This window comes from Kutzneria sp. NPDC052558 (assembly GCF_044547355.1).
Lineage (GTDB): Bacteria > Actinomycetota > Actinomycetes > Mycobacteriales > Pseudonocardiaceae > Kutzneria.
Genome location: NZ_JBIUAG010000067.1, coordinates 1 through 15,797, shown reverse-complemented (window position 1 = coordinate 15,797; position 15,797 = coordinate 1). Strand labels below are relative to the sequence as shown.

Below are 15,797 nucleotides of genomic sequence, written 5' to 3'. Positions count from 1 at the left end.
CCGGCTGCGGGCCTTGTAGGTGCCCCACAGGTTCGCGTCGTGCTCCCGCGCCCACGTGCCGAGCGGGACCTTGTCCAGCCGGGTCGCCCCGATCAACTCGGCCTCGGCACCGGTCAGGACACCGTCCCTGACCGCGTCGACCAGCAGCATGTCCGGGTTCCCCGGCGGCACCTGAGGCTCGTCGGGCAACGTGGACGGGTCCACGGGGACCGGTCCGTTCAGCGCGGCCATGACCTCTTGGTGGCCGGCTCGGTAGGCCGCCCACCGCAGCCGGAGCATGATCCGCGGCCGGTCCAGGTCGATCTGCGCCAGTGCCGTCAGGAACCCGGCCAGCACCTCGGCGTGGACATCGCCCGGATCGCCGGCGAACCGGGCGGTCAGGGCCGTGGCGATCGCGGTCAGCCCGGGCAGCGCGACGCCGACCGCGCCGATCGTCCAGGACGAGTCGCCTTCCCTTGACCGCCCCACGATATGGGCCCAGACCTCGTCGCGGGTGGCCTGGGGGCAGGAGCGCGCCAGCAGGCGGTCCCGGACCTCGTCCAGCGGCAACGACCGGCCGGGCAGGCCGGCGAACCGGCCCCCGTCCAGGGCCAGTGGACGTGGTCCGGCGACCAGCAGCGTGAACGCGTCACGGACGACGTCGAGCGAGTTCCGGAATTCATGGTTGTGCGAGCGGGGTGGCATTGTCGCCTCCTGGATCGGCGGGATCGGGAACGCCATCCAGTGCGCCGCAACGCCTACTAGGAAAATGCTGGCCCGCTGCTGGGCGCCGGCGGCCTAGTAATAGCCAACTACTAGTTCGAGGCAGCACCACTCGCCCGTCACCTCCTCAACCATGATCATCTAGATGGGCCTGGGCCTGCGTAAACAGCGAGACCTAGTAGCGCCCTAGCACGGCCGGCGCTGGCCGGGGACCGAGGTCGGCGGCATCAGAAAAATTCTTCCGGGAATCCCACGGTCCAAAGTGAGGGGCGGATCGGGAGTTCAGGGGTGTCAGAGGCTCTGAACGTCGATCCGGAGGCGGCTGCCGATGCCCACAAAATCTCTTGCTAGGCAGACCCGGCCCCCACGCGGGCCGCGATCCCCCATGCCGCGCCGCTCATTCAGGCGAGCCGGCAGGTCCGATGCCGCCTGCTCCGTCGGCGCCGGCACCACGGTCTGGCCCTGCGGCCAGGACTGGCTGGCCACCGCCGTCGCCAAGACCGTCACCACCTACACGGCCCCCGGCGACCGCGTCCTCCTACACGACGCCGGCCAGCCCAGCACCCCCGCGTCGACCAACCGACACGTGTCCCTGAACGACACAGCCTGGACGGTCATCCGCCTCGGCCGCTCCGTGGCCGCCCTCCCCGACACCGCAAGCGTCCGCCTCACCGCCGAGCCCATCCGCCTCGCCCTCGCAGTGGTCCAGCCCGACCGACACGGCATCCCAGACCCGAGCGAACTCACCACCCAGCTCACCGACAACGGAATCCTCGCGGTCATCACGCACGCCGAGGAAATCGACGGCCACCTCCGCGACCAAACCGTCGGCATCATTCGCGCCGCACGCTCCGCCGGACTCCGCTACCACGACCACATCATTCTCATGCGCGATTCCGGCACCCAGCATTTTGACCTGCTGGTCTTCACGGCGGGACCCGCCGATGCCTGAGCCGAGCATTCCGTTCGAGGGCTCGGTCTGGCGCAGCGGCGAAGTCCCGGTCGCCGACCAGTTCGACAGCGTCTACGGCCCGCACCCCCACGCCGACCGGTTGGCGATGCCACCGGCCGTGGCCGCCCACGCCCTGACCCGCTACACCCGGCGCGGCGACCTCGTGCTCGACCCCGACTGCGGCGCCGGCACCACCCTGACCGAGGCCCTGCGCGCCGGCCGGCACACCGTCGGCGCGACCGCCGACCGCCGCTGGTGGGAGATCGCCCGCGCGAGCGTCACCGCCGCCAAACGCGCCGGCGCCATCGGCGACGGCACCGTCCTCGCCGGCCGCCCCAGCGTGCTGGCCGGCCCCGCCGGCGTTGGACTGCTCGGGCGAGTCACCCTGGTGCTGACCACGATCCGTAGCCACCCCGGACCCGACTGGCGATCCACAACCGCTGTGGACAACCTCGCCGACACCCTCTCCCACTGCCTTCCCCTGCTCCGCCCCGGCGGCCACCTCGTGATCACCGCCCGGCCCCGCCACGTCGCCGGCGAACTGGTCGACCTGCCCGGTCTGATCCTGGCCGCCGGCCGCGTCGTCGGCCTGCGCCCGGCCCACCGCCGAGCAGCCCTGATCGCCCGCACCACGCCCAAGCGGATCACCCCGGACTCCCGGACCCGGCGCGGCCGACGCCCGGTCCCGCCCGTCATGCGTGTGGCCCACCACGACGTCGTCGTCCTCCGCGCTCCCGACCTACCGGCCGCCGTGGCCGTGCCGCTCCCTGATCGCTTGCTCGCCGTCCAAGCGAACCTGGAGACCGAGTTGTTCGCGAGGGCCGCATGACCACCCACCTTCGCGTTCCCGTCTCGGCGGGGCCGGTCATCGGGTCGGTTTGCACCGGCTTCGGCGGGCTGGACCTTGGCGTCCTCGCTGCACTCGGCGGCGGCCGCATCGCCTGGTGCGCCGACCCCGACCCCCACGTCACCGAGATCCTGGCCGCCCGCATGCCCGACGTCCCCAACCTCGGCGACTTCCGCACCGTCGACTGGACCACCGTCGAACCAATCGACGTCCTCACGGCGGGCTTCCCCTGCCAGGACATCTCCGCCGCCGGCCGGCGCGCCGGCATCGAAAAAGGAGCGCGCAGTGGCCTGTGGACCGACATCGTGGCCGCCGTTCGCCTACTACGACCCGCGCTGCTCATCGTGGAGAACGTCGCCGCGCTCCGCTGGAAAAACGGCGGCCTCCACCGTGTACTCGGAGACCTGGCCGCCACAGGGTATGACGCGCTCTGGCGTAGCCTCCGCGCCGCCGACATCGGCTGCGCGCACCGCCGCGAACGCGTGTTCCTGCTCGCCTGGAACCACACCCTCCTCACCCGACCCGCTGCTGCCAACACCGACCGCGCACGACGGCACCTCCAACGGCTCCACCGCGCCACGCCGCCAGGGCAGCCAGTCCCTTGTGGACCAACTCCGACTCCTGCCCACACCGACCGCGACGAGCCCCAACGACCGGGAGAACACCGACCGCTGGCTAGCCCGCCGGGACCAGCAACGAGCCCGCGGGATCAACGGCAACGGCATGGGGATGCCGCTGTCGATCGCGGTACGCCTGCTGCCGACACCAACAACCGCCTCGGACGCCAAGAACTGCACCCACGCCGGACAGAACGGCGGCCCCTCGCTCCCGCACGAGGCCCTGCTGCTGCCCACGCCGCGGGCCTCGGACACCGGCACCAGCGGCCGCAAAGCCGGCCCCGGATTCCGGCCACCGCTGTCGCAGCAAGTGCTTCCCCTCGTCGCCCAGGACACCCTTGTCCCGACGCAGCGAGCGACCGACGGGACGAAGGGATGCCCGGCGCAACGAGGCTCCAAGGGCGACCTGATGCTGCCCTCCGCGGTGGTCAGCGTCCTGACGACGAGCAGCCCATCGGCGTCGTCGACTGGGGCCCGTACGCGCAGGCGATCCGCCGCTGGGAAGACATCCTCGGCCAGCCGACCCCGCACCCGACCGAAACCGGCCGGCACGGCCGGCCGGTCCTCGCGCCGCGGTTCGTCGAACACCTGATGGGCCTCCCGCCCGGCTGGATCACCGACCTCCCGCTACCCCGCACCGCCCAACTCCACGCACTCGGCAACGGCGTCGTCCCCCACCAAGCCGCCCACGCCATCTCCCTGCTCCTGGCCAACCTCGCCGCCCTGCTCGACCACAACACGGCGGGGGTATACGCGCCATGACCAGATCGCGCACGACGCCATCACTGCCAGCGCCTGCCCTACCGCTCATACAGTCGCCTACGCCACCACCCAGCCGCGTGCCAGCCGCTGATGCGACCCGCTTCTGGGTCCGGGAGGGTCCTTCGCCGGAACGCCTCGTCAAGCGGCGCAATGACTCGACGCAGCTCCGCACGGGCAGCATGCGGCAGCGCCCGCAGAGCGAGCTCAAGCTCGTCACGAGCATCAACAGGATCGCACCACGGACAATCCGGCCACGGGATGTACAACCAACGCCCCGGCCGGCTCAGGAAATGTCGATACCGCTCCAGCGCCTGACCTACGGACCCGACCAACGGATGGCGGGCTTCCGCAGTCCCAATGGCGATCAGGGCCCTTCCGCTAAGACCCTGGATCGGGCGGTCCGGTTGGCGATCACGGACACGCGGTCGCTCGGCGCGGACAGCGCCCGGCTTTCTACGAGGCATAACCCCTGTGGTTCGACGTCATGGCCGCATGGTGGCACATCCGCTGCTCCCCGTCGCCGCAAAAAGCGTTCGACCACGAGGCTCGCCGACCTCGGCAGGAAGTGGGCACACCAAAGCGAGCACGCGATTGTCCCCAGTCGGCTGTGCCGCTTGGCCGCTCTTCAGTCGGCCGCCGGCCGACCTGTGTGCCTCTGCCGAACCGGCTCCAGGTCGATCACGGACGCCGGACCCGCGGCGGTGCGGCCATGAGGTTCTACCTCGGCACGCACCAACCAGCCTGGCTGGCTCGCCTCGTCGGCGGCCCGATGATGGTCTCCCGCCGCCGCCTCACAAGCCGACGCCGACTCCCCCGCGCCACCAGCCCATGGGCGCTGGACAGCGGCGGCTTCACCGAGCTTTCCATGTGCGGCCGCTGGCAGATCGACGCCCGCACCTACGTCCACGAGGTCCGCCGCTACGCCGACGAGATCGGCCGCCTGCAGTGCCTCTTCTTCGCGCTGAATTGGCGAGCGCGGCTGGTTTCGACTCTCGACGACGACACCCCTGCGCCCCGCAGCGACGCCATGAGATTCATCCATTTGGGGAGCTCCGCTCTTCTCGGGCCGCTAGCTACCGTTCGGATTGCGATGGACGGTAAGTGCTCACCGGACGCATCACAGTTCCACGTAACCCGATTTCTCGTGAGGAGTTTCACCGGATGCTGCCCACGGAGCGCGCACCGGATCTCGCCGCGACCGGAGTCGATGAACACGGGAAGCCGGCGAATTATGCGGTTGCCACAGCCGAACAGTTCGAGGCCCAGGTTCGGGAGGTAATCGCAATCCTGCGCGACGCTTTCGCCTCCGACAAGGACGATCCCGACCGCCTTTTCACGGCCGAGGAGTTGGGCGCGTTGTTCCAGCTCTCACCGAGGACACTGAAGGATCAAGCAGCGGCCGGCGTGATCGCCCACCACCGCTTCGGCAAGCACTACCGGTTCAGCCGAAGCGACATCACCGAGATCCTGCGCGGCGCGCAGCAAGCCTCGCGGCCCCCGAAGAGGTCGTGGCGAGCGGCCTGATCCACCGTCGAGTCGCCGATTTCGCCCACCAGACAAGGAAAACGATGGCATACGGAGAGAAACGATCAGCCGGCCCTAACGGTTGGCGGGCTCGATACAAGCGCCCAGACGGAACCTGGGGCAGCCACTCGGGGTTCTCGTCGGAGACGGCAGCAGAGAACTGGGGAAACGAGCAGGAAGCGTTGATCCGGCGCAACTTGTGGATCGACCCGCGCGACGCCGAGACCCTGTTCGAGGACTTCGCCGAGGAATGGCTCGACGCGATCTCGACACGACTGACCCCCGCCACGAAGGCAAAGTATCGCTCACATCTGGACACCCACCTCATCAAGAAGTGGGGAGCCTGGCCGGCGATCGGGATCTTCAACGGATATCTGGAAATCGAGAAGTGGGTTTCCTCCCTTCACGAGAACTGCTCCGATCAGACCGTGGCATCCATATTCGCCACTTTCTCCACGATCATGAAGGCGATGTGGAAGGCGCGCATGATTCCGGCGAGCCCTTGTACCGGGATCAGGGTGACCAACGGGGAGTTCGAGACGGAGCGTTTCGTGTCCACGCCCGTCCAGGCGTTGCGTGCCGCGATGCGCCTGTATGAAACGAGCATCGGCCTGACCGGCTTCACCCTGTGTCTCGCGGATCACTACACCGGCGCCAGATGGAGCGAGCTGGTCGGCCAGCAGCGTCACGAGTACGACTCCGACACCAAGTGCATCGCGATCAGGGAACCTCTCAAAGAAGTGAGCGGAGCCGTGTCCAAGGGCGGCGTGATCGTCAGGGCGGACGTTCCGCCCCCTGCGGTCGGCGCGGCGCGCCGGTCGCGCGGTTCCAAGAAAGGAGGGCGAACCAAGACGCCGGCGGGCACGCGTGGCGTGGATCTGCCGCCATTCCTCGCCGCCTTCTACGAGCTGTTGATGGACAGTCACGCGTATCCGTTCGTGTTCGTCTCGCCGGACGGGGCGCCGCTGCGTCGGGCGAACTTCCGGCAACGGTTCTGGCGGCCGGTGTGGGACGGCGTCGAGCCGAACAACCCGCGTGCCGAGCGTCACAGGCCGCCGATTCTGCCGTGGTTCACCTTTCACGAGGGGCGGCACTCGCATTCGACCTGGCTGGCCGAGGACGGGGTGGCGGAAGTCGCGCGCCGCGCCCGGCTGGGGCAGACGATGAGGGGCATGGGGCGGATCTACGACCACGTGACGCCGGAGATGCGCCGGCAGATCATCGAGGCGTTGGAGGCGCGCTGGCGGTCCTCGCTCGCCGCGCTGCGGCCGGAGGAGCGGGCCCGGCTGGCGTCCTGGTTCCCCCACGTTCGGGCGACGATCGACGCGTTGCCCCGGGATGCGACGTGACGGGCCCGTCTCCCATCCGTCTCCCATTGATCTTCCTCGGACACAAAAAACGACCGACGAAGATCGTCGGTCGTCCTTGTCACCAGCGTATATAACTGGTGGGCGATACTGGGATTGAACCAGTGACCCCTACCGTGTCAAGGTAGTGCTCTCCCACTGAGCTAATCGCCCGAGGCGGAGACGGGAATCGAACCCGTGTACAGGGCTTTGCAGGCCCTTGCCTAAGCCACTCGGCCACTCCGCCGTTGTCCCGGATGCTACTCCGGGAACTCCGACCCGAATGACGAGGGGCCGTTACCCGAGCGGACGACGAGACTCGAACTCGCGACCCTCACCTTGGCAAGGTGATGCGCTACCAACTGCGCTACGTCCGCATGCGACTTCGGGAGTGGATCTCCGATTGTGAACCCTGGGGTTCATCTCTCGGTTGGGATCCGTTCTCCGTGGTGCTGGTGAAACCTTATCCGATGGCCCCGCTCTGGATCAAATCGGGGGTCGGGTCGGGACATCGCCGCAGGTCAGGGGCGATGTCGGGGAGATCAGCTCATGTCGTTGGAGATCAGGTGGGTGAGCGCCTGATCGACGTTGACCCAGAGGTGCTCGTTGCCGGGCACGACCACGTCGTAGGTTCTGTCCAGGAAATCGGCCAACTCCTCCGAGGCGGCCTCGAAGGTGGCGTGCCCGGACGGCGAGTTGAGCTCGATCACCACGACCTCGGGGTCGTCGGTGGCCGGCTTGATCCGGACGTCGCCGTCGCCAGCCTCGGCGATCAGGCCGTCGGCGAGCAGGTCGCGGGCGTAGACCCACTCGACCCAGCCGGCGCGGCCGGTGCGGAAGGCGGCGACCACGGCGTAGGGGTCGCGGGTGTCATAGCGAAGCTCCACCTGCACGGGCACCGCGGGTGTGCGCGGGGCGAGCAGGTCGAACACCGCGGTAGAGCGGAGCGTCACATGGTCGTTGCGCATCGTCGTTACCCTTCTGCTCCCTTCCCGGCCAGGAAACGACCGAGCTCCTCAGTTGTGACGCCGAAGTGAGGAACACCGCTCGCGGAGACGACCGACTTCACCCGTCCGGGCCAGACTCGTGTCCCTGGGCGACCGGCCGACCACGCTCCGTGAACCCTACGGTTCGGCGAACCCCATCTTGCTGGGTTTAACCTGAACCCGGTACCGCATGTTGCGCGAATGTTGGACGTGAGGATTTCCGTGGTGGCTGACGCGCCCGTCCCACCGGCCCGGTCCACCGCGACCGATGCCGAACTGGTCGGCCGCGTCGCGGACGGTGATCAGGAGGCCTTCGCCGAGCTCTACGACCGGCACTGCCGCCAGGCGTATTCGCTGGCCAGACGGGTGTGCGTGGACCCGGAGTTCGCCGAGGACGTGGTGCAGGAGGCCTTCCTCGCCGTCTGGCGGGCCCCGCGGCGCTTCGACCCGGACCGAGGCGGCTTCGCGACCTGGCTGCTGACGCTCGTGCACCACCGGGCCGTGGACGCGGTGCGGCGGGAGGCCGCTCGGCGCCGGCGGACCGTGCCCGGCGACGACGAGGTGGCCGAGCAGCTCGTGCCGCCTGGCCCCGGCGCCGACGTCCAAGCCCTGCTCGGCGTGGTCGGTGGACAGGTGCGGGAGGCGCTCGGGCGGCTGCCCGACGAGCAGCGCCAGGTGATCGCGCTGGCCTACTACGGCGGCTACACCCAGTGCGAGGTGTCCGCGCTGACCGGTGTGCCGCTCGGCACCGTCAAGTCGCGGACGTTCGCCGGGATCAGGCGGTTGCGAGGGCTGCTGTCGTCGCTGCTCGGCGACGGCGACGGGGCGGCCGACAGGTGGACGGGGGCACAGCGGTGAACACGGCACGAGGGGACGGGCGCTGTCCGAACGAGGAACTGGCCGTCGGCTGGGCGCTGCGGGCCCTCGAACCCGACGACGAGCACAAGCTGCGGGCCCACCTGCCCGAATGCCCCGTATGCCAGGAGATCGTGCGTTCGACCGAACAGGTCACCGCGCTGCTCGGCGGCTCGGTTCCGCAGGAGGACCCGCCGGCCCGGCTGCGGCAGAAGGTCCTCGGCGCCGTCGCCCGCACGCCCCAGGAGGCGTACGAGCCACTGCCGTTCCGCATCGGCTCCGCGCTGTCTGAGAGCCGGTCCGCCGAGATCGTCGAGCACCCGAGGTCCCGCCGACTCCCCCGCCTGGCCGCCGCCGCGGTCGTCCTGGTGCTCGCCGTCGCCGTCGGCGTGCTCGGCTGGCAGGTGAGCAATCTCACCGGGCAGCAGCAGACCCAGTCCCAACTGCTGGCCATGCTCGGCGATCCGTCCATGCACCGCGCCGTGCTGCGGGCCAGCGACGGACAGGAGGCCGCCGTGCTGCTGTCCTCCCCCTCCTCCGCCGCCGTCGTGCCCACCGGGCTGCGCCCCAACGACGCCGCCGACCAGATCTACGTGGTCTGGGGCCTGAGCACCGGCACGCCCGTCGCCCTCAGCTCCTTCGACGTCAGCACCGTCGCCGCCGAGCTGATCAGCTGGAACAACGCCGCCGCGCAACACCGGAAATTCGCCATATCCCTCGAGCCGGGCCGTACGCTGCCGACCAAGCCCACCGATGTCATCGCTGACGGCGAGGTGACCAACTGAGCCCACAACGCACCATCCGCCGTGTCGGCATCGCCCTCGGCGGGGGCGCCGTGCTCGTCATCGGCGTCATCCTCATCCCCTACCCCGGGCCCGGCTGGCTCATCGTCTTCGCCGGTCTCGCCATCCTCGCCACCGAGTTCGCCTGGGCCGGCCGCCTCCTTAGGTACGCCCGCGCCCGCTACGACCAGTGGACCGCCTGGCTCGGCCGCCAGCCGCTCCCCCTCCGCCTGCTCGTGCTGGCCGCCACCGGCCTCGTCATCCTGGCCACCCTCTGGCTGCTCGGCGTGTTCTCCCTGGTCGCCGGCTGGTTCGGCATCCACAACCCACTTCTGGACCCCCCGTTTTCGCGTCTGTGGGGGTGATGTTGTAAGGTATCCACATCACCGCGAGAGCGGGGAACACAACCCCAGAGGGGCGATTAGCTCAGGGGGAGAGCGCTTCGTTCACACCGAAGAGGTCACTGGTTCGATCCCAGTATCGCCCACGCAGGTCAGGCCCTGTCCACAGTAGAGTGGACAGGGCCTGATTTGGTTCCCGCCTGACTAACTGCCTGGCTAAGCCTGTGCGTGCCGAAAACTACGTCCGCACAGGTCAAGCGGCATGCCGATACTCGTGGAGGACTCCACCGAGACGGTCCCGTCGAAGTATCGCGAGGCGTTCGATCCGGTCAGGGCCGAGGGGCTCGGGCTGGGCTCGCAGAGGTGCCGCGGCGGCGAGCGATCGATGGGTGCGGTGCAGGTTGTAGTGCTGCTCGTACTCGCGCAGCGCGTGCCGGAGGTGTGTCTCGTTCCAGATCAGCGTGCGGTCCAGCAGCTCACCGCGCAGTGCCTTGACCCAGCGCTCCGTGATCGCGTTCATGCGGGGCACCCGGACACCGGTCAAGACTGTCGCGATCCCAGCGCTGCCGAGGATCTCGTCGATCAGCGCCGGGTACTTGCCGTCACGATCACGGATGAGAAACCTGACTCGTGCGAGGCTGCCGGTGTCCTCGAGATCCAACAGGAGGTTTCGGACAGCCTGCGTTACCCAAGCATGTGTTGGATGCGCGGTCGTGCCCAGAACGCGCACGCGCCTACCGGCGTGGTGGACTGCGGCGAGGATGTACTGGCGTGCGCCGGTTAGCGTGACGGTCTCGATGAAGTCCATCGCCAGGACCGCCTCGGCCTGGGAGCGCAGGAACTCGGCCCACGTGACGGTCATCCGACTCGCCGCCGGGTCGATACCGGCCGCCTTGAGCATCTCCCACACGGTCGAAGGCGCGAGTTTGATACCGAGAAGGGTGAGTTCTCCATGGATGCGGCGATAGCCCCACGAGGAGTTCTCGGCAGCCAGGCGCAGGACAAGGCGGCGGATCGACGCGACGGTGCGCGGACGCCCAGGTTTACGGCGCCCGCTCACCCGAGCGTGGCGACGCTTCACCACGTCACGATGCCACCGCAGGACCGTGTCCGGACTGACCAGGAGCCGGAGTCGACGCAGAGTTGCGCGGGCCAGTGGCGTAAGGAGAGCGGCGAGGAACGCCCTGTCCTCGGGTCGGAGTCGTGGGCGTTGGGCGCCGAGTTGTCGTTGTAAGACGGTGAGCTGGTGGCGTAGGGCGAGGATCTCGATGTCCTTCTCGCGGCCGGTCATCGGTAGTAGCCGCAGTGCGCCGAAGGCGTGGGTGACGGCGAGATAAGCGAAGCGGACCAACACGAGCCGCGATCATGCCGGACGACTGTCAGCCATGCGCCGACATCCCCGACCAGCACGGACGTACCTATCGGCACGTACAAGATCACCGACGCCGTCGGCGACCGCTGCCGGCTGGTCGGCGACGACCTGTACTGCACCAACGTCGAGCTGCTGCGCAAGGGCATCGACCTGGGCATCACCAACTCGATCCTGGTCAAGGTCAACCAGATCGGCACGCCCACCGAGACGCTGCTGACCGTGAACACCGACTTCAAGTCCGGTTACTCGGTGGTCATGTCGCACCGGTCCGGCGAGACCGAGGACGCCACCATCGCCGACCTCACGATGGCGGTGAACTGCGGCCAGATCAAGACCGGCTCACTGTCCCGGTCGGACCGCACCACCAAGTAAAACCAGCTCATCCGCATCGAGCGGGAGCTGGGCCGCACACCGAGTACGCCGGCGGCAGCGCGCTCAGCGGCCGCCGCTGACGTCGCATCCAGGTGCGGGACAGCGCCGTCCCGCATCCGTCCGCGACGTCACGGAGAACCCCCACGACAGGCAAGCAGGGCGCGTCCGTGTTCGATCAACTTGGGCACGGCGGCCGGCGCGAACTGAAGGCACAACTCGGTGTTCTGGTCGACGGCGACGCCGAGGGGCTCCGGTGACCTTGACACGGTCTCGAGCAGCTGAGTGAACGGCAGCACGTCCGCGTAGAGCAACTCCATGCCCAGGTCGGCGAGCACGGCCCTCATCCGGCTGTTCGAGGTGAAGACCCCGAGCAAGCCGCCGGCGTCGGTCTTCATCACCAGCTGGGCAGCCAGCGTGCCGATCCGGGGCAGCAACACCGGAAGGCCGAGCAGCTCGTCCACCGCGGCGGCCAGATCGGCCGCGTGCCGGGCGGCGACGTACTGGGCGAGATCACCCCAGCAGGTGTCCGGCACCGGTATCCAGTGATCCGGCGCCAGCACGGATGTGTCAGCAGGCCGGGACGGTTCCCCCGGATCGACGACACGAAAGCCTGTGGCCCCTGTGACGCGCAGCGGCCATCCCATGCTGTCCCGCCCCTCGCTGACCCTCCAGTCGACGATCAGGATCCACGAGGTGACGCGCTCATCCGCCGTGATCGGCGCGACGAACAGCGACAGCTGGTTTCCGGGCTGGAGGGTCACCGGGAACGTGACCGGCTCTTGCGTGGTTCCGCGGGCGGGCCGGACGACCGGCGAGTGCCCGTCGAGGAGCACCTCGAGGTGCGGCGGATCGAGCCTGCGGTAGTGCGCCACCGACTGGCGGATGGCCTCGTCGGTCTCCTCCGGAGACAGATTGATGTCCGGCAACCGTGGCATCGTCTTCGTGGTTCCGTCGAATTCGACCTTGTCTCGACTGACGAGTTCGGCGCGGACTCCCTCCACCACCACGGAGTCCGTGCCGCACGCGACGAGCCTGATCCGCACGGAGCACCCGGTCACGACGGTGTGCTCCGGCTCGGCACCCACCTCGGTGCTGGGATTGCGCACGCGGTGGATCTGCGACATGCACGTGCACCAGCCGGCCAGTGCGGCGGGCCTGGGATCCGGGTTCCGGGCGCGGCCGAACAGCGACCGGAACCTGTTTCGCCCTGCGTCAGCCGACACGACCCGGCTCCCTTCCGACGCGTCGTGGCCGGGCCATCGTGCGGAACGGCCGGCCGGCCAAGTCGATGCGGGTGGTGCGACGGCGGCCCAGGCAGACGGCGTCGAGCTCCAGGTACCAGCGGACGTCAGCGTCCTCGGTGCGCACGGCGAGATCGAACACCTCGGGATCGTTGGCCGCCACCTTGAACGGGAAGTCGGCGGTGGATCCCTCCGCGCCGGGAAGCGGCCGCAGGACCGGCGGGTCGTGGTCGAGCAGCAGTTCGAACGGCCGGAGCGGCACGGTCCCCAGGTGCGGCGAAAGGTAACCACCGGGCAGGTTCCGGCTCACGATGACCGGCCGCAGCCGGTCGAGCAGCACGGTCATTGGTCCGGTCGTCTCGACGGTAATCCGGACCGTGTGCCCGCTTGCCGGGACTTGGGTGTCGTCGACAATGAGGTAATCGATGTCGTTGAGCTTCACAGTGACCAGGATGGGACGACGCAGCTGGGGAAGGCGCTGTACGACGAGCGAGCCGACCGCCGCGACGACGAGCGGCGCCAACACTGCGGTCACCCAGTTGACCTGGGCCAGCAACAACGCCACCACGACCACGAGGAGCACCAAGACCCAGAGCCACCTGCCGAGCCTGATCACGTACCCCCCAATGTCGCCGCCGGTTGGAGAAACCATGGTGGCACAGCAGCCCGCGGCGCCGGCCGGGTTTGGGCACGAGGCAGAGCCGGCCTGGATGGAACGGTAAAGATGCCCGCAATGCCAGGGGTGTGGCGCAGAGGCAGGTGCCGACTCATCAGGCCGAGCACGCAGGTTCGACGGGCCCTTCCCTGACACCCTCGAGCGCGGTGGTTGTGGTGGTCCGGCCGCGGCGCGCGGTTGCCGTGCGATCGCCCGGCTGGCCGAACCTGCAGTGCAACAGGCTTCCTGGCCGGACAGGACGGTCGGAGAGCATCCCCCGGTCCTGGGGCCCTCGGTGGCCCGATCGAGTTCCTCGGCCAGTTCCCTGAGCCGATCGTCGTCGTAGCCGGGGTAGACGGTGATGAACTTCCCGGTGCTGCCGCGATCGCAACCGCGCGAGAGTAGGTCAGCGGCGGGGTGCCGGTGTCATGCCCCCGCTGGCCGCGCCGACATCGTGTGGCATCTGCCAATCCCTTAGCCACCTTGGGTTCGCGAACGTAGCGGCACCGCGGTGATGTCGGTCAACACGTTGACCGACATCGTCAGCCCGAAGAGCATGGGCACATGGAGAGCTTCCTCCCCCAGCGAGCGGTGAACCGGCGCTCCCTGCTGGCCGGCGCGGCGGCCGCGTGCGGCTCCCTTGCCATGCCCGGTGTCGCAACTGCGGCCACAACGCCAGATCGGCTGCCCGGTTGCGCCGACATGTGGCGTTGGGTCGAGAGCATGGTCTGCTTCGGGCCGAGGTTCACCGGTTCCCCCGCGCACCGCGGCTGGATCGACTACCTCGACCGCACGCTCGGCTCGTTCGGGCTCACGGTGCAGCGTTTCCCGACACCGCTGAAATACTGGAACGCCACCGCGTGGGCGCTCACCGTCACCGATGTCCGGGGCGACCGGCACGACATCCCGGTCGCCTACTACTGGCCGTATTCGGGCAGCACCCCGCCGGGCGGTGTCACCGGCCAGCTGATCGACACCGGCGCCGGTCTCGGCAGCGCGGACCTCACCGGGAAGATCGTGCTGGCCGACCGGCCGCTGACCAAGATCAACGTCGGCGACCTCGCACCGCTGGTGCTGGCCGCCAAACCGGCCACCTTGCTCACCGACGCGGCACATGAGGACTACTCCAGGGTGTACGCGCTCAACCAGTACACGCCCGACCCCGTGACGGCCAAGCAACGCGGCGCGCTCGGCGTGATCTCAATCCTGCCGTTGACCGCAGCCGACGCGAATGGCCAGTTCTCGCCGCACCAACAACCCCACGGCGGGGTGCCAGGGCTGCAACTGGACCGAGCACAAGGCGCGCGGCTGCGGGAGCTGACGAAGCAGGGCCCGGTCACGGCCACTGTGACGCTGACCGCCGACACCGACGACCACGCCACCATCGACTACCTCGCCGCGAAACTGCCCGGCAACGGCAGCCGCAAGGGCGCGGTGCTGGTCATGACGCACACCGACGGACAGAACGCCATCGAGGAGAACGGTGCCGCCGCGGTGCTGGCGATGGCCCAGCATTACACGCGATTGCCGCGCTCCCAACGTGATCGCGACATCCACTTCGTGTTCTCCCCGGCGCACATGACCGCATCGGATGCCGGCGTCCACCCCGAGGTGTGGCTGCGCCAGAACCCGGACATCAGCGGGCAACTGGTCGCCGCTGTCGTGCCGGAACACCTCGGCACGATGAACTGGACCAACGGCGGCGGAACCGGCCCCTGGCTGCCCGACGGCCAGCGGGAGTTGCTCATCCTCGGCGTCGGCAACAGCGATTCCCTCACCAGGCTGGTCATCGACGAACTGCGCGCCAGCGATCTGGACCGCACCGTGGTGGCAGGGCCACACGGCGATCTCTACGGCGAGGCGACCGGACCCTACCTGTTCGGCATCCCCACCGTGACCGCGATCAGCGGCCCGAACTACCTGCTGCAGGTTGCCCCGGACAGCGGTCTGCACAAGCTGGACCCGGAGTTGGCGCACAGCCAGACGCGATTGCTCACCGCGATCACAACGAAGCTGCTGCAAGCGGCGTGAGCATTCCATCTGGTTGGGGTTCAAGTGGCTGAGGTCGAGCTTCGAGAGGTCGGCGGTCGCCAGTGGAGGTCTTACGTGGTTGGGGAGCAGCGCGGGGAGCAAATGGGGAGCAGACAGGCGCGCTCAACGGCCCTGAACTGCATTTAACGGCTCTAAACAACCCGCACTGACCTGCGGAAGTAGCATTTCCGCAGGTCAGCGCACTATGGCGTCCTTGGTTCACACCTATGGGCTCTTCCAACCGACCTCAACGGGGCTCAACTGCACCGAACCGCAGGTCAACGGCCCTGAATGGACGTGTGTGGTGGCTGCGCCTCAGCTTGTGTTTTAACCCTTCTTTCGTTTCTTGCCCTTCCTGGAGGCTGCGGTGGTCCTCTTCCCCGGGGTGTAACGCCTGGCCCGACGCGTGTTC

The 15,797-nt window shown here is 68.7% G+C and carries 14 protein-coding genes, 4 tRNA genes and 2 pseudogenes; 12 read left to right on the top strand and 8 right to left on the bottom strand.

All coding sequences use genetic code 11. The features are described from left to right. Positions 1-684, bottom strand: a 684-nt coding sequence (locus tag ACIG5F_RS48850) for a hypothetical protein (RefSeq protein ID WP_396527222.1), incomplete at its 3' end; no start/stop codon positions are given. Between the two features lie 604 nt (positions 685-1,288). Here ACIG5F_RS48850 and ACIG5F_RS48845 point away from each other — a divergent pair. From ACIG5F_RS48845 to ACIG5F_RS48820, 6 genes and pseudogenes are all read left to right on the top strand, one after another. Continuing rightward, a complete protein-coding gene (locus ACIG5F_RS48845; protein ID WP_396527221.1) occupies positions 1,289-1,654 on the top strand; it encodes a hypothetical protein in 366 nt (121 codons plus the stop codon). Further along, positions 1,647-2,483: a DNA methyltransferase gene (locus tag ACIG5F_RS48840; RefSeq protein WP_396527220.1), complete on the top strand. Its 837-nt coding sequence runs from the start codon at positions 1,647-1,649 to the stop codon at positions 2,481-2,483. The genes ACIG5F_RS48845 and ACIG5F_RS48840 overlap by 8 nt, the downstream gene beginning before the upstream one ends. Beyond that, a pseudogene (locus tag ACIG5F_RS48835) lies at positions 2,480-2,953 on the top strand (DNA cytosine methyltransferase); the annotation flags it as partial. The gene ACIG5F_RS48840 and the pseudogene ACIG5F_RS48835, both read left to right, overlap by 4 nt. 540 nt (positions 2,954-3,493) lie before the next feature. After that, positions 3,494-3,880, top strand: coding sequence for a hypothetical protein (locus ACIG5F_RS48830; RefSeq protein WP_396527224.1), 387 nt, complete (start codon positions 3,494-3,496; stop codon positions 3,878-3,880). 1,101 nt (positions 3,881-4,981) lie between these two features. Continuing rightward, positions 4,982-5,404, top strand: a complete 423-nt coding sequence (locus ACIG5F_RS48825) for a helix-turn-helix domain-containing protein (protein ID WP_396527219.1) — start codon at positions 4,982-4,984, stop codon at positions 5,402-5,404. A gap of 182 nt (positions 5,405-5,586) precedes the next feature. Then, complete coding sequence (locus tag ACIG5F_RS48820) at positions 5,587-6,753, top strand: tyrosine-type recombinase/integrase (protein WP_396527218.1); 1,167 nt, start codon at positions 5,587-5,589, stop codon at positions 6,751-6,753. A 96-nt stretch (positions 6,754-6,849) separates the two neighbouring features. Here the strand turns inward: ACIG5F_RS48820 and ACIG5F_RS48815 are convergent. The 4 genes from ACIG5F_RS48815 to ACIG5F_RS48800 form a co-directional block, all read right to left on the bottom strand. After that, positions 6,850-6,924 (bottom strand) — tRNA-Val (locus ACIG5F_RS48815). Position 6,925: 1 nt separating this feature from the next. Beyond that, positions 6,926-6,997 (bottom strand) — tRNA-Cys (locus ACIG5F_RS48810). 57 nt (positions 6,998-7,054) lie between these two features. Then, positions 7,055-7,127 (bottom strand) — tRNA-Gly (locus ACIG5F_RS48805). Between the two features lie 165 nt (positions 7,128-7,292). After that, on the bottom strand, positions 7,293-7,718 hold the full coding sequence (locus tag ACIG5F_RS48800) for an SsgA family sporulation/cell division regulator (protein WP_043716771.1): 426 nt from the start codon (positions 7,716-7,718) through the stop codon (positions 7,293-7,295). Positions 7,719-7,961: 243 nt separating this feature from the next. Between ACIG5F_RS48800 and ACIG5F_RS48795 the strand changes: the two genes are divergently transcribed. From ACIG5F_RS48795 to ACIG5F_RS48780, 4 genes are all read left to right on the top strand, one after another. Then, the gene (locus tag ACIG5F_RS48795; protein ID WP_396527217.1) at positions 7,962-8,594 is read left to right on the top strand and encodes a sigma-70 family RNA polymerase sigma factor; all 633 of its coding nucleotides are present in this window, start codon (positions 7,962-7,964) and stop codon (positions 8,592-8,594) included. Then, a complete protein-coding gene (locus ACIG5F_RS48790; RefSeq protein ID WP_396527216.1) occupies positions 8,591-9,376 on the top strand; it encodes an anti-sigma factor domain-containing protein in 786 nt (261 codons plus the stop codon). Before ACIG5F_RS48795 ends, ACIG5F_RS48790 begins: the two co-directional genes overlap by 4 nt. Then, positions 9,373-9,738: a TIGR02611 family protein gene (locus ACIG5F_RS48785; protein WP_396527223.1), complete on the top strand. Its 366-nt coding sequence runs from the start codon at positions 9,373-9,375 to the stop codon at positions 9,736-9,738. The genes ACIG5F_RS48790 and ACIG5F_RS48785 overlap by 4 nt, the downstream gene beginning before the upstream one ends. A 50-nt stretch (positions 9,739-9,788) precedes the next feature. Beyond that, a tRNA-Val gene (locus ACIG5F_RS48780) sits at positions 9,789-9,860 on the top strand. A 107-nt stretch (positions 9,861-9,967) separates the two neighbouring features. On the opposite strand, the gene ACIG5F_RS48775 is transcribed toward ACIG5F_RS48780, so the two are convergent. Then, positions 9,968-11,005, bottom strand: a complete 1,038-nt coding sequence (locus tag ACIG5F_RS48775) for an integrase core domain-containing protein (protein ID WP_396527215.1) — start codon at positions 11,003-11,005, stop codon at positions 9,968-9,970. A 147-nt stretch (positions 11,006-11,152) separates the two neighbouring features. Here ACIG5F_RS48775 and eno point away from each other — a divergent pair. Continuing rightward, positions 11,153-11,455 (top strand): annotated as a pseudogene (gene eno, locus ACIG5F_RS48770) (phosphopyruvate hydratase); the annotation flags it as partial. A gap of 131 nt (positions 11,456-11,586) precedes the next feature. Here eno and ACIG5F_RS48765 read toward each other — a convergent pair. Both ACIG5F_RS48765 and ACIG5F_RS48760 read right to left on the bottom strand, forming a co-directional pair. Continuing rightward, positions 11,587-12,582 (bottom strand): hypothetical protein, encoded by a 996-nt coding sequence (locus ACIG5F_RS48765; protein ID WP_396527214.1) that lies wholly within the window; start codon positions 12,580-12,582, stop codon positions 11,587-11,589. Positions 12,583-12,670: 88 nt separating this feature from the next. Then, complete coding sequence (locus tag ACIG5F_RS48760; RefSeq protein WP_396527213.1) at positions 12,671-13,273, bottom strand: hypothetical protein; 603 nt, start codon at positions 13,271-13,273, stop codon at positions 12,671-12,673. Between the two features lie 645 nt (positions 13,274-13,918). Here ACIG5F_RS48760 and ACIG5F_RS48755 point away from each other — a divergent pair. After that, positions 13,919-15,385 (top strand): hypothetical protein, encoded by a 1,467-nt coding sequence (locus ACIG5F_RS48755; RefSeq protein ID WP_396527212.1) that lies wholly within the window; start codon positions 13,919-13,921, stop codon positions 15,383-15,385. The last annotated feature ends 412 nt before the right edge of the window (positions 15,386-15,797 follow it).